Annotated in this window: 12 protein-coding genes; 4 read left to right on the forward strand and 8 right to left on the reverse strand. The window is 43.7% G+C overall.

Going from position 1 to position 12,382, the window contains the following annotated elements; all coding sequences use genetic code 11:
* Positions 1 to 545 precede the first annotated feature (545 nt).
* A complete protein-coding gene (locus tag F6K64_RS37055) occupies positions 546 to 1,517 on the reverse strand; it encodes a threo-3-hydroxy-L-aspartate ammonia-lyase (RefSeq protein ID WP_008187083.1) in 972 nt (323 codons plus the stop codon).
* Positions 1,518 to 1,606: 89 nt separating this feature from the next.
* Here F6K64_RS37055 and F6K64_RS37060 point away from each other — a divergent pair, with 89 nt between their 5' ends.
* Entirely contained in the window at positions 1,607 to 1,735 is a 129-nt protein-coding gene (locus F6K64_RS37060; RefSeq protein WP_267872066.1) for a hypothetical protein, read from the forward strand.
* 121 nt (positions 1,736 to 1,856) lie between these two features.
* Here the strand turns inward: F6K64_RS37060 and F6K64_RS37065 are convergent, their stop codons facing one another.
* From F6K64_RS37065 to F6K64_RS37090, 6 genes are all read right to left on the reverse strand, one after another.
* Positions 1,857 to 4,256, reverse strand: coding sequence for a CHASE2 domain-containing protein (locus tag F6K64_RS37065; protein ID WP_008187082.1), 2,400 nt, complete (start codon positions 4,254 to 4,256; stop codon positions 1,857 to 1,859).
* Between the two features lie 250 nt (positions 4,257 to 4,506).
* Positions 4,507 to 5,490, reverse strand: a complete 984-nt coding sequence (locus tag F6K64_RS37070; RefSeq protein ID WP_008187080.1) for a DUF1822 family protein — start codon at positions 5,488 to 5,490, stop codon at positions 4,507 to 4,509.
* 82 nt (positions 5,491 to 5,572) lie between these two features.
* Positions 5,573 to 6,211, reverse strand: a complete 639-nt coding sequence (locus F6K64_RS37075; RefSeq protein ID WP_008187078.1) for a hypothetical protein — start codon at positions 6,209 to 6,211, stop codon at positions 5,573 to 5,575.
* A 142-nt stretch (positions 6,212 to 6,353) separates the two neighbouring features.
* Positions 6,354 to 6,941, reverse strand: coding sequence for a zinc ribbon domain-containing protein (locus F6K64_RS37080; RefSeq protein WP_008187077.1), 588 nt, complete (start codon positions 6,939 to 6,941; stop codon positions 6,354 to 6,356).
* The gene (locus F6K64_RS37085; RefSeq protein WP_008187076.1) at positions 6,919 to 7,722 is read right to left on the reverse strand and encodes an RNA-guided endonuclease InsQ/TnpB family protein; all 804 of its coding nucleotides are present in this window, start codon (positions 7,720 to 7,722) and stop codon (positions 6,919 to 6,921) included. The genes F6K64_RS37080 and F6K64_RS37085 overlap by 23 nt, the downstream gene beginning before the upstream one ends.
* Before the next feature lie 613 nt (positions 7,723 to 8,335).
* Positions 8,336 to 8,554: a hypothetical protein gene (locus F6K64_RS37090; protein ID WP_008187074.1), complete on the reverse strand. Its 219-nt coding sequence runs from the start codon at positions 8,552 to 8,554 to the stop codon at positions 8,336 to 8,338.
* Positions 8,555 to 8,651: 97 nt separating this feature from the next.
* On the opposite strand from F6K64_RS37090, the gene F6K64_RS37095 reads away from it, so the two are divergent.
* From F6K64_RS37095 to F6K64_RS37105, 3 genes are all read left to right on the forward strand, one after another.
* Positions 8,652 to 10,163 carry a hydroxysqualene dehydroxylase gene (locus F6K64_RS37095; protein ID WP_008187072.1) on the forward strand — a complete coding sequence of 504 codons (1,512 nt, stop codon included), beginning with the start codon at positions 8,652 to 8,654 and terminating at the stop codon, positions 10,161 to 10,163.
* A 10-nt stretch (positions 10,164 to 10,173) separates the two neighbouring features.
* Positions 10,174 to 10,314 carry a hypothetical protein gene (locus F6K64_RS37100; protein ID WP_154659861.1) on the forward strand — a complete coding sequence of 47 codons (141 nt, stop codon included), beginning with the start codon at positions 10,174 to 10,176 and terminating at the stop codon, positions 10,312 to 10,314.
* Positions 10,315 to 10,499: 185 nt separating this feature from the next.
* Complete coding sequence (locus tag F6K64_RS37105; RefSeq protein ID WP_008187070.1) at positions 10,500 to 11,639, forward strand: Na/Pi symporter; 1,140 nt, start codon at positions 10,500 to 10,502, stop codon at positions 11,637 to 11,639.
* A 545-nt stretch (positions 11,640 to 12,184) separates the two neighbouring features.
* Here the strand turns inward: F6K64_RS37105 and F6K64_RS37110 are convergent.
* The coding region (locus tag F6K64_RS37110) for a transposase (RefSeq protein WP_287265468.1) at positions 12,185 to 12,382 on the reverse strand (198 nt) is incomplete at its 5' end.

A 12,382-nucleotide genomic window follows, 5' to 3' on the forward strand; every position in this document is an offset into this window, starting at 1 on the left:
CCTTTTTCTATATAGTTTATTACTTTTTTTCTGAAATCTAGACTGTATGGCATTGCTGTCAGTTATTGAAAATATACCCTTTTCATTTTACCTCATCACCGTCTTATCCTTAATTGAAACAACTATAGTTGTTGACGGGTGGTGCTATGGATGGTTACTGGAGTTATCAAATCACCACTGCGTTCATAAGGAATTATGACTAACTGATTGTCGTGCTTGCCAACTGCGATCTGTCTGCCTGTGACGGTATCATAATATCTCTATCCAGAAAATCTCAGGATTTCCTCGATCTTAGCTAGGTCAAATCCCCTGAGTTCGGCTCGATACTGTAGATAATTTGACCAGACAATTTGTGGCATTTGTTAAACGTTGCTGAAGTTTGAGTTGCGAGCACAACTTCTATAATACACGCAAGCAATCCCACTCCTTCTTACAATATCTTCCAATTCTAACCAAAACGCGATCGCCTACGGTGGATACTTCGTACCATCCTAAAAATACCTCATCCTTAATATTTAATCCTTAAAACTTAATACTTCTAATACCTAGTTTCCAGTCAATTGAGCAATTTGCTTCAAATCCACATTGCCACCGCTGATAATGACACCAATCCGAGCATTGGGCATGTTAATGATACCTTCAAGTAGGGCAGCAGCAGCTAAGGCACCAGTGGGTTCAACTACAATTTTGAGCCGTTCCCAGAGGAAAAACATGGTACGGATAATCGCAGCTTCCGATACAGTTACCATGTCATCGACGTAATTAAGGACTAGGGGAAAGGTAAGTTTACCCAGGCTGGGAGTTCTGGCTCCGTCAGCAATGGTATTGGGATTGTCAACAGTTTGGAGGATTTTGCTATGGAAGGAACGGGTGGCATCATCGGCCTGTGCTGGTTCTACACCAATCACACGGCAATTAGGATATAGGGTTTTGGTTGCGATCGCACATCCGGAGAGTAAGCCACCACCACCACAACACACCAGTAACAGATCCAGTGAACCAACTTGTTCTAGGAGTTCTTTGGCCGTAGTACCCTGTCCAGCAATAATGTGGGGGTGATCGTAGGGAGGAATGATAGTGAGTTTGCGATCGCGTGATAACTCTTCCGCTAATGCTTCTCGTCTCAATTCAGCCCGATCATATAAAATTACTTCAGCACCATAGCCACGGGTAGCGGCTTGCTTGACAGCTGGGGCATCTTTGGGCATGACTACAGTGGTGGGAATACCGAGGAGAGTGCCAGATAATGCGATCGCTTGGCCATGATTACCAGAAGAAAAGGTGAGAACCCCTCGCTGTTTTTGTTCTTCAGATAGTTGTGACAGAGCGTTATAAGCCCCTCGAAACTTAAAGGCACCAATACGTTGGAAGTTTTCGCATTTGAAGAAGACTTGAGCCTTGGTGAGCTGGTTGACAGTCCTGGAGGTATGGACTGGAGTTTGATGGGCATTGCCCAATAGGCGTTTAGCGGCGGCTTCTATGTCAGTGTAGGTTACGGGTAATGCTTGCAGTTCCATAGCAGTAGGGAGTCGGGAGCGGTGCGACCCGTGGCGAATTTAATTCGCCTACGGAAAGCGCACCGAGGGAGTCGGGAGCGGTGCGACCCGTGGCGAATTTAATTCGCCTACGGAAAGCGCACCGAGGGAGTAGGAAGTCGGGAATCGGGAATCGGGAATCGGGAGTCGGGGTAAGAAACTTGAATGTACCTGATCAATATAAGAAACAGGCTTACTAAATTCTCAATTCTCAATTCTCAATTCTCAATTCTCAATTCTCAATTCTCAATTCTCAATTCTCAATTCTCAATTCTCAATTCTCAATTCTCAATTCTTAATTCTCAATTCTCAATTCTGAGATTACTTGATCAATTTTAGAGGATATGGTGAAGGTTGATCATAGAGAACAATAAAACTACCAATAACCACCACAGCCAATGCTGAGGGGACTAATGGTACCCAATACCCTTGTTTCAAAAGACCTAAGCAGGACCCGTAGAGAATCGATAGAGCCAACAGCAACACACCCAAACGTAGGGAGGATTTACAGCGCCAACAAACCAGACCAACCGTTAGGCCCCAACCCCAAATCCACACTACTTCACGCCATGCAGGCCAATGCCGTATCAGGGGTCGCTCATCTAAAACAGCACTGAGAATCTGACTTACCATGTGGGCATGAATAATTACCCCTGGTGTTTGATCCTCTATGTCATTACCTTTACTATAGGGTGTAAACAAATAATCCTTACGGCTGGGAGCAGTAACCCCAATCAGAACAATTTTTCCCTTGAAAGCATCAGGATTGATCTTACCCTTTAGAACTTGAGAGAGAGTGACTTGGGGCACAAAATCCTCTGGAGATTGGTGAAAACGGTAATTCAGCATGATTTGGTGTCCCCAGGCATGAAGCTTATGATAACTGCCAGTATGATGGGTTAAGGGTTTAAAGACTACATCACCTAGCTGTAAGTATTGTTTATCTTGTTTTTGAGCTTCTGTGTATTTGGGAAAGATTCCCTCTGCCACTAGATACCGCATGGCCAACTGGGTACTCAGAGCATAAGAAGCACTACACACTGATTTTGGATCAGGGTTAAACGCCAACAGATGGCGACGGATCACCCCGTCTGGGTCAACTACAACATCACTAAAGCCCAAGTTTTGTTTCGGAACTTCTGGGGGCGGTGAAATTCCTTTATCCTCTTCGTTACTGGCTTTGCAGACCGTAACCAAATTCTCGCTTTGCTCTAGGAGCCTTCCCAAATCCTGATAATCTGGGGCTACAGGAAAATCACGATGAATATCTAGGCCAATGACTTTGGCTTGAGAGGAATTAAGTATTTCTAACAGTTGTTGGAGTGATCGGTCTGATAAGGAGGTAGCTGGTCTTAAATCCGACTGCTGAGCTTCAATATCTTCTTCAGTCACCTCTACCACTATCAGACGGGAATCGGGAAACTCCGCTGGTCTTCTATTGATCAGGTGGTCGAAGGCTTTCAACTCCAAACCTTGCAGTAAACCGAGCTGCTGTATAACTATCAAGAAGCATGTAATTACTAAACTGCTCACTAATACCTTGACGAAGCTTAGAGGCTCAGGGCGTGGAGGTGGAGGTGGAGGTGGAGGTGGAGGTGGAAGTGGATATTTTCCATCAAAACTGTCCCTCAACCCTGGCCAAGTCGGTGGCTTTGCGGCAGGATTCTGACAAATTATCGGTAACCAAGTTGCACAAGGAAACTCGTCTTCTATCCCTTGTAATCGTTCCCTAGCTTCCCGCACTGCTAAATAGAAGGACTGCCCCCCAGCAAAAGCGGTTAAAAAATATTTCAAAAATTCCTGTGAAACCCGGTCGGGTACCGGTTCTCGCATCACAATAATTTGGGGAATCTGTAAATTAGCCAGATTCGAGGCTAAACCCAATCCATCACAAGAATTAAAAATAGCGATTTTTAAGCCTTTTCCAATTGCTCTTTTTAAGCCAAACTTTAACTGATTAATGGTTAAACTATCGGTTTTATTAATATAAATGTGACCCGTTTTACCATCGTTTTTACTGGAACTATGACCAGCAAAAAAGAGGATATCCCAGGATTGCTCCCAAAGGGCTTCATGGACTTGCTGGCGCTTGGGTTCTATAAGGAACGTGAGCTGAGCATCAGGTAATTTCTCTAGCAACTTCTGATCCGCTTCGGTATCAATACCAATACTATTGCCAATAATTGCTAAAATTTTCACCTTCTGGTGGGGCTTGGGATTTAGAGTGACTGGTTCAAACTTTAAGGCACTTAAAGCAATTTCTGCCTTGGAATAGCGTTCCCAAAAATCCCACAGATGCCAGGGCAGTCGCCGTAAACAACTGTTCTCGGTTTGAATAATGAGACGAATTTCATCGGAGGGTAATAGTTGTTCGAGTAATTTCTCCTTAATCGGTCGAAATGGCTCTGAGGATAGCCAAGCATTTAAGCGATCGCCTAAGACTTGGGCTGCATTGTAGCACCGTTCCAGTTTAGATACATTGGTCACTTGTACCACAGATGCTTCTAGACGGGAACGTAACCCCAAACTGTGATAACTCGTTGTCCAACTTTGGCACGATTGCATAATTTCCGGAGCAGGAGGTAACCTGCCAGTGATTTCCAACAAAGGGCTTTTGCCCTCTTCCAAAATCTGTAAAGTGACTGGAAACCCTTGGTCAAAGCAACCATCTCCTATCTTTAAGACAACTAATTTACCAATGCTGCGCGTGTTATTTGTCATTGGTCATGGATCACTGGTGTTGCAGATGTGATTTCTACCCTCATTTTACTTATTTATAGAGGTTTATAGAGGTTTATAGAAGGTGTATCGGTGCCTTAGGATTGACCACTGACTGATATCAAAACTGATATCAAACAAGACACCAGATAACCGATCTATCCCCGAAGGACTTTGAATTATAACGCTTTCGGTGGTGTGTCGATGGCTAAATTCAGGAATTCCTAGATTGGCCGTAGGCCACGCTACGGGATCAGATTGCAAAATCCTCAATAATCCTGGCATCGCCAAGGGCAACTTCGACACTAAATTGCTCTCCTGGTAAACCACTGAACTGCAATTGAATGTAATTATCGATTTGTCTGGCTTGGGCTTCAAGAAACACTGTTCCCGATCCATCCAGCACAGTGAGTGTGAGGTTGGGAGGCAAATAGGTTTTACTACCGGTGGGATATACCTTGAGGCAAATATTTTGCTTGAGTTCAGATTCTGGTAAAAGTTCCACCACCAAAGCCACGGGGGAACCCGCTAGCAATAGGCCTAAGTCGATTAACTTAGCCCGCCTAATCCCCACATCAAGATTTTCCTCTAGGGGTAACGCCTCAGTTGACTCTAGACCAGAAGAGCGGAAAGCGAAAATTGGTTCGGGTGGGTTTAACAAGTTTTCCAAGCTTTCGAGAGTTTGCCAACCGGTTTCAACCACATTGTCTAACCACTGACTCAAGTTTACCCTAGTTCTCTGGGCTAGCTCTGAGATGGGTTGATGGAACTGATCGATTAAATCGTCAACGGGTCGTAGTTGGCTAATGGGTAATTCTTCGGTATCAGCAGTTGGAGTAAATCCCAACACTGTTCCCTGGGACGATTGTTCATCAATCTGAACAACTACATAGCCAATCCGATCACACCAAACTTCGGGGGGAATATGGCAAAGGGAATCTTGGGCTTTGATCGGTCGGCATTCGATACGACCGATATCGGATATTTCCAAGTCGGCCACATTAGCTAACAGGCGTATAATAGGATTCCAGCTGTCTGAGGCTTTTAAATCTGTAGGCATCCCCAGCATTTGCATGTAATCATTGACAACCAACACAGCCAAGGTGTTGAGTCGAACTTGCTCAGCTTTTTCAGAGGTAGGCTGCTGCCTAGCAAATTGCTCAGCACTCCTGCGTGCATTGTCAGTAATGGGCAGAGGAAGGGCAAATTGTTCTAGGTTATGGGTGTTGTAGGTCATAGGAATTGTGTTTCTGTACTGATGTGAACACCTTGACTGAACCAGGTTAAGGTTAAGGTAAGTCTTTTTAAGGAACCTCCTATTATAGATATCCTTCCGATTCTCCAAATTTACGCAAACGGGGCAAACATTGTCGCTGATAAAAGCTACTTAATGTAGAAATTGATACATTAAACTCTTCTGAGAGAGTTTTCCAGCTAGTTTCTGGAGGCAAGCGTCGTAAAATTAAGACTTGGCAGGTGACCTCTGGATGACCTTTAACATGGGTAGTGCGTAGATCACTATCAACACCCGCCGTTTCCACCCATTCCCTAACATCTTCGAGTAACCTAGGCACCTCAGGTGGAGCTGCCACACTATTGATCGGGTCAAGGTTTTCACCATTTTGAGCCTTGATAGGAGAGACTGTCTGACGTTGTCCGTCTATGTTCTTGATGCGAAAGTCTTGGAGTCGTTTCTTCAAGTAGAAATTGAGCCAAGTGACCACACTGCCACGGCTAGAGTCGTAGGGATTACCGGTTTTGCCTTCGCAAATATTCTGGCAAAAGTAAATCCAGGTTTGTTGGAGTGCGTCTTGATAGTAGGGAGTATGTTCTTGCCAAAGTTTCTTAGTGACTAAACGAATAATTTTTGTTAAGTTTTTTTGACGGTGAGCGCTTCCAGGTGGATGACTACATGCTTCCGTCACTAGCTGGTTGAGCTGCTCATATAGTTGAGTCATAATGCGATCGCTCCGCCTTTGCTGATATTGCCTTTCTCCGAAAATACTATGTTCACACAGGTATGTATATGTTATGCAGGGTCAGCCTCAGGTCTGTAATGTGACGCTCCTACACCAACCTTAAAGGTATGGTGTAGGCTTCTCAGGCACCCCGAAGAGTGCGTAGAACTTCCTTGGAGGTATCATCAGTAATAGAATCAACTATTTTGATGCTACCTTTAAGGCGTTTTATAGTGGGGAACACGTCCAGCCCCACTCTCTTGATGTTGATAGCAGCATTAATATCTCTATCAACCCAGAGGTTTTCTATTTCATCCCAATATTTCCGGATACCGCAATCAGTAAAAATCACTTGATCTCGATAGGATAACAATTGAGAGGTATAAGCAGGATTCTTGGCAACCACAACGGCTCCAGCTTTCGCAGCTATGTGACCAAGGATTACAAAGAATTCTCCAAAAGCGGCATCCGCCCAACTTAGGTTGAGCCCGGACTTGGCCGATTGACCATTTGGTAGGTATTTCCCTTCTTTGTCTTGTAATGGTGCATTACGCTTACTTAAACCTTTAAGGTTGAGGTTTTCATGAAAGAATACTTTCTTGCCTGTACTTACTAAGCTGTGGGCAGTCTTGTATTGGAAATCTTTTCTGGCGCGAGCAATTTTTTGGTGTTGCAACCCCTCTTTTTTCGCTAGTTTTCGGCGTGCTTTACTGCCTTGAGGTGCGAGCATTTTTCTTTTTGGAAATTTTGGCTAATTTAGATTGATTTCGCCTCAAAAACTTGGCGGATGGTAGCTTTCCCCCTAAAGATGTCGCCAGATAGTACTCCTGGTGAAGTACTGCATCCATTCCTAGGGAGTTCTCCCAATTCGGCACGATTACATCAGGTGTAATACCAGGAACAGTAGGATCATCAAGTTTAAGGTTTACAAACCATCCATCACTTTTTTTGATGAATTGCACTTGTTTGAGGATTGCACCATCCGGTAGATGGCGGTGAGAGCGAATTTTTAGCAAGCCGATCTTGGGTATTTTCAGGTAAAGGAACTTTCCCCCAGTCGAACATGAATGCAGGGTTAAACCTGCTCCTTCAACAATAAATGAGCGATAACGAGGTTGAGATTTGAAGCGAGGCTTACCACTCCTATTGCCGTTATTGTCCCCATAAATAAACCGATCAAACGCCTTATCTACACGTTTACAGACCTGCTGCAGAGTATTAGCTGGAACCCGTGAAAAATCTAAATCATATCCTGACCATTCCACTGTTACCTTACCCTTTTTGAGTCCTGGTAAAAGTTTCTTTTGGCTGTAGTAGTTGGGGCGATCGCGCAGTTCAGGAAGATGACAGACCAAGGGGCAAGAGTTAACCGAAGTTCTGTTACGTTCCCACCAATCAAACCTTTCACCAAGCTGACGATTATACCAGTACTGGCAAATCCTTAGCCAAAGATTTATCTCTAGCTTTTGGTCGGTGCTTGGAAGTGCTTTATACTGGTAAGTGTATTTCATCCCCTGGTGTTGGTCACTATAGTTAATAATACACTAATTAGTGTATAGATTTTGGAAAGGTTGCCATGAAAGATGATTAAATTATTACGAAGATATATTAAATCTCAGGATTCTTTGAAAGTGTAATTTGCTGTTAAAGGGGTATTGAACCCCTTTAACAGCCGCGCATTCCTCTCACACCAAATCAAAGATTATGGTGTGAGGCTCCTGCTAAGCTAGCTCAACTACTCCAGGATACTCGGAGTTTTGGTTAAGACTAACCCAGTATTCAGCTGTTGACAGTCTAGGTATTATGTGTTAATTACTAGGGACTAGAAACTTTGATTAACTATCTAACAGTTAATATCTAACAGTTAATATCTAACAGTTAATATAAAATATCACTAAATAATTACTTGGCGGTTAAAATACAAGATTTTAAGTTAAGTTGTAAGACCTAACACCTAATACCTGATACCTAATACCTAACACCTAACACCTAACACCTAACACCTAACACCTAACTCCTAACACCTAAGGCAAGCAGTGATGTTTCCCAATTGCCAGAAATTTCTGATCAAATTTTCGGGAATCTGTGGAAGACACCTTGTATTAAGTAAGTAACGTAGCTTTACTAGAGCTTGTCAAACATCTTGGACAGTTTTTGACATATGCCTCTAGGATTTCCTCCCAGTTGATGTACAGTGGCGGTTGTAGCAATGGTTGCAGCCGCTTTTTTTTTTGGAGAGTAATGGGTAATGGGTAATGGGTAATGGGTAATGGGTAATGGGTAATGGGTAATAGCCACTGCTGTATTGAGGATTTGCCGAATGCGTTCGCGTAGCGGCTCCAAAGGAGCATCGCATCACCGATTACGCAGTGACCTTAACATAACTTCATAGTTATGTCATCCTGAGAAAAGAGTTGTAAATAGACTCAAGAAAAGGCCAATGTCAGAACTCTCAGAAAGAAAACGAGTAGTTGTAGTCGGTGCTGGATGGGCAGGCTTAGGCGCAACTCACCACTTAGCCAAACAAGGTTACGATGTCACTCTCCTAGAAGCAAGTTCCTCTCCCGGTGGTTTAGTGGCAGGATGGAAAACGACCGGTGGACGTTCTGTAGAAGGGGGAATTCATGGTTTCTGGTATCCCTATCACAACATTTTCAACCTCGTAAAGGAACTCCGACTCAATCCTTTCACTCCTTTCACCCGTTCTTCCCAGTATTCTCCTGCTGGATTAGAAGTCGAATCCCCTATATTTCAAAATGAACCACGACTTCCCACCCCTCTAGGAACCTTCCTCTACACTGATTTCAAACGCTTACCCCTGATTGATCGACTCTCTGCCTTACCCCTGCTCTATGCCGTTATTGACTTCGATAATTCCCACCAGGCGTGGGCTAGGTACGACTCGGTAACCGCCCGTGAATTATTTAAACAGTTTGGGGTTTCGGCTCGACTCTACAAGGATTCCTTTGAGCCCATGCTGTTAGTGGGTTTATTTGCTCCAGGAGAGCAATGTTCAGCCGCAGCCGCCCTAGGAATGCTGTATTACTTCATTTTGGCTCACCAACCGGACTTTGATGTGGTCTGGTGCCGAGGAACGGTAGCACAAATGATATTTAAACCCTGGGTGGAACAGATTGAAAAAGCCGGGGGAAAGGTACTTACCAATAAACGGGTTAATGACATTATTTTAGACCACACAGGCAAGGCCAAAGGGGTGATGTGTGGTGATGAATGCTTTGAGGCTGACGCGGTGATTTTTGCTGTCAGTATCAATGGTATGAAGAAAATCCTTCAGAGTAGCACCATGCTCCAAAGCCGCAAGGAATTCCGCAACCTGATGAATTTAGGGGCAATTGATGTGCTATCAACCAGGCTATGGTTTGACCGCAAAGTTGAGATTCGTCATCCCTCTAATGCTTGTTTTGGCTTTGATGCAACCACGGGTTGGACATTTTTTGACCTTAATGCCTTGCACGATGAGTACCGGGATGAACCTGGTAGCGTGATTGAAGCAGACTTTTACCATGCTAACCAGTTGCTACCCCTGAGTGATGAGCAAATTATCCAGAAAGTTCAGCGTGACTTAGGCACCTGTGTTTCTGGTTTTAGAGAGGCAAATCTGATTGACAGTACTGTGATTCGAGTACCCCAAGGGGTGACTCACTTTGCTCCCGGTAGCTATCAGTATATGATGCAGCGAACCACTAGTATTCAAAATGTATTTATGAGCGGGGATTGGATTGTCACTCGCCACGGTTCTTGGTCTCAGGAAAAAGCGTATGTTACCGGTTTAGAGGCAGCAAATTTGGTAATTAGGCGCTTTAGACAAGGGAATCTAGCTAAGATTATTCCTGTTGATGCAGATGAATTCCATATTCAGATAACACGGAATATTAACAAAACTGTACGGGAGTTTGGTCAGACGTTATTCACTAATTTTTGGTTACCTTGATTTTAAGCATATGCGCTACGCGCACGCTACGCGAACAGCGGTCAGCGGTCAGCCTTCAGCCTTCAGCCTTCAGCCTTCAGCCGTCAGCCGTCAGCCGTCAGCCTTTGGCTGTTCGCTTAGGGTGCGCGTAGCGCATAAGCACCTCAAGTAGCGTGCGCGTAGCGCATAAGCTGAAAGCTGATAACTGATAGCTGATAACTGATAGCTGATAGCTGATAGCTGAAAGCTGATAGCTGATAGCTGATAGCTGATAGCTGATAGCTGAAAGCTGATAGCTGATAGCTTACAGTTTGACTTGGTAGTTGCTGAATAAACTAATACAGTAATAATAAAGTAATGGAAAGGGTTCAGAACTCAGACAAGCTTGTTATTAGCTTCTACAAATGGGTAGGTATTCTGGTTTTGGTTTACCTACTAATTTTGGCAGTAGGGATAATTGGTACAGGCTTTAGGTCAGCTACTGGGGAGCAAGCTAAGGAATTGTTCGAGTTTGCTACTAATCCCTTTGCTGCTTTAATTGTCGGTACCCTAGCAACTGCTTTAATCCAATCTTCAAGTACAGTAACCTCGATTATTGTAGGTCTAGTAGCTGGTGGTTTGCCAGTGGCAACGGCTGTTCCTATGGTTATGGGCGCTAACATTGGCACCACCATCACTAATACACTGGTTAGTTTAGGACATATTCAAAATAAGGACGAATTTAAACAGGCTTTTGCTGCTGCAACCATCCACGACTTATTCAATCTGATTAGTGTCGTTATCTTCCTACCTTTGGAAATTACCACTCACTTCCTGGAAAAGATTAGTCTGTTTTTAACAAGCCTGGTTGTGGGGGAAAACTCGCTCAGCTTAAACAACGTTAATCTGATTAAATTTGCCACTGCTCCAGTCACTGATAGGATTAAAACTATCAGTAACATTTTCCCAGAACCATTTAATGGTATTGCCCTGATTGTCCTAGGTATCAGTGTTATTTTCCTATCCATCTTTTTCATTGGCAAACTGCTCAAAACCCTAATGGTAGGACGAGCGAATCAGATGTTGCACACTGCTATCGGTAACGGTCCCATTGCTGGGATTGCTTCTGGGACACTAGTCACTGTAATCGTGCAATCTTCCTCAACTACCACCAGCCTGATCGTTCCCCTAGCTGGTACAGGTTTATTGAGCTTACAAGAAATTTATCCCTTCACCCTAGGGGCAAATATCGGAACCTGTATCACTGCTTTACTTGCGGCGACCGGAATAACGGAAAACCCAATCCCTGCTCTAGAAATAGCTACAGTGCATCTACTTTACAACAGCCTCGCAGTTGTGATCATCTACAGCATTCCTGTGTTGAGACAAATGCCAATCCTGGGTGCAGAAACCTTAGCCGCTGTTGCCACTGAGCGGAAGTATTTAGCCTTTGTCTATATTGCAAGCGTTTTCTTCTTGATTCCTGTACTACTTCTGAGTCTATCCACCTTGCTGTGACAGCTTAGCACTTCCTTAAGAGCAGAGTGCTGGTAAGCTATCAGCGTGTCGCGTATCAGCTCTCAGCTATCAGCTATCAGCTCTCAGCTATCAGCTATCAGCGATTAGCGCTATCCGCACGCTACTTGAGGTGCTAGCTTATGGGCACGCTTGGCCAAAGGCCAATGGTTTACTGCTGAATGCTTAGATGGGCTTTTACCCAGACTTTCAATTTGATAAAATCTCCAACTCTTAAATTTTTTGGTTCCAGGTTTATGTAAAGCATTAGGCTGTTCCCATAGCGTGAGCCTAATGCTCACGGCTGACAGCTGACGGCTGACAGCTGACGACTGCTGATTCTCTATAGTCCACTTAACTCTAGAGAGTTCATTAATAATAATTATTGCTAAGCAAACCATAGCAAGCCTTACTATACAAGCTTGATCTTCTCTAAGGCTAACTCTTAGCTTATAGGCTTAGGATAGCTTTAGTAAAATTTATCAAAATAATTTCTCAACTATTGACTGCCGCGTTGCCTTTGAGTTACAGTGTAAGCTGTTGCGCATTTAAACTGTGATAACAGCATTGCCTTTGTTTTTTATTTTTCGTACCCATTTTATAATTAACCCTCCTTCATTTAAAAGATGATTTAACAAACATTCTAATTCTTCAATTGATTTGAAAACTCGATTGGCAATATATTCTTTTGCTGAATGCCAAACCAATTCAATTAAGTTATAATCAGGACTATACTCGGGAAGATA

It is taken from the genome of Moorena sp. SIO3A2, assembly GCF_010672265.1.
Lineage (GTDB): Bacteria > Cyanobacteriota > Cyanobacteriia > Cyanobacteriales > Coleofasciculaceae > Moorena > Moorena producens.

Bases quoted from the DNA above. Each gene is read 5' to 3' on its own strand.
- F6K64_RS37055 (WP_008187083.1), bottom strand. From the start codon at position 1,517: ATGGAACTGCAAGCATTACCCGTAACCTACACTGACATAGAAGCCGCC.
- F6K64_RS37065 (WP_008187082.1), bottom strand. From the start codon at position 4,256: ATGACAAATAACACGCGCAGCATTGGTAAATTAGTTGTCTTAAAGATA.
- F6K64_RS37070 (WP_008187080.1), bottom strand. From the start codon at position 5,490: ATGACCTACAACACCCATAACCTAGAACAATTTGCCCTTCCTCTGCCC.
- F6K64_RS37075 (WP_008187078.1), bottom strand. From the start codon at position 6,211: ATGACTCAACTATATGAGCAGCTCAACCAGCTAGTGACGGAAGCATGT.
- F6K64_RS37080 (WP_008187077.1), bottom strand. From the start codon at position 6,941: ATGCTCGCACCTCAAGGCAGTAAAGCACGCCGAAAACTAGCGAAAAAA.
- F6K64_RS37085 (WP_008187076.1), bottom strand. From the start codon at position 7,722: ATGAAATACACTTACCAGTATAAAGCACTTCCAAGCACCGACCAAAAG.
- F6K64_RS37095 (WP_008187072.1), top strand. From the start codon at position 8,652: ATGTCAGAACTCTCAGAAAGAAAACGAGTAGTTGTAGTCGGTGCTGGA.
- F6K64_RS37100 (WP_154659861.1), top strand. From the start codon at position 10,174: ATGCGCTACGCGCACGCTACGCGAACAGCGGTCAGCGGTCAGCCTTCA.
- F6K64_RS37105 (WP_008187070.1), top strand. From the start codon at position 10,500: ATGGAAAGGGTTCAGAACTCAGACAAGCTTGTTATTAGCTTCTACAAA.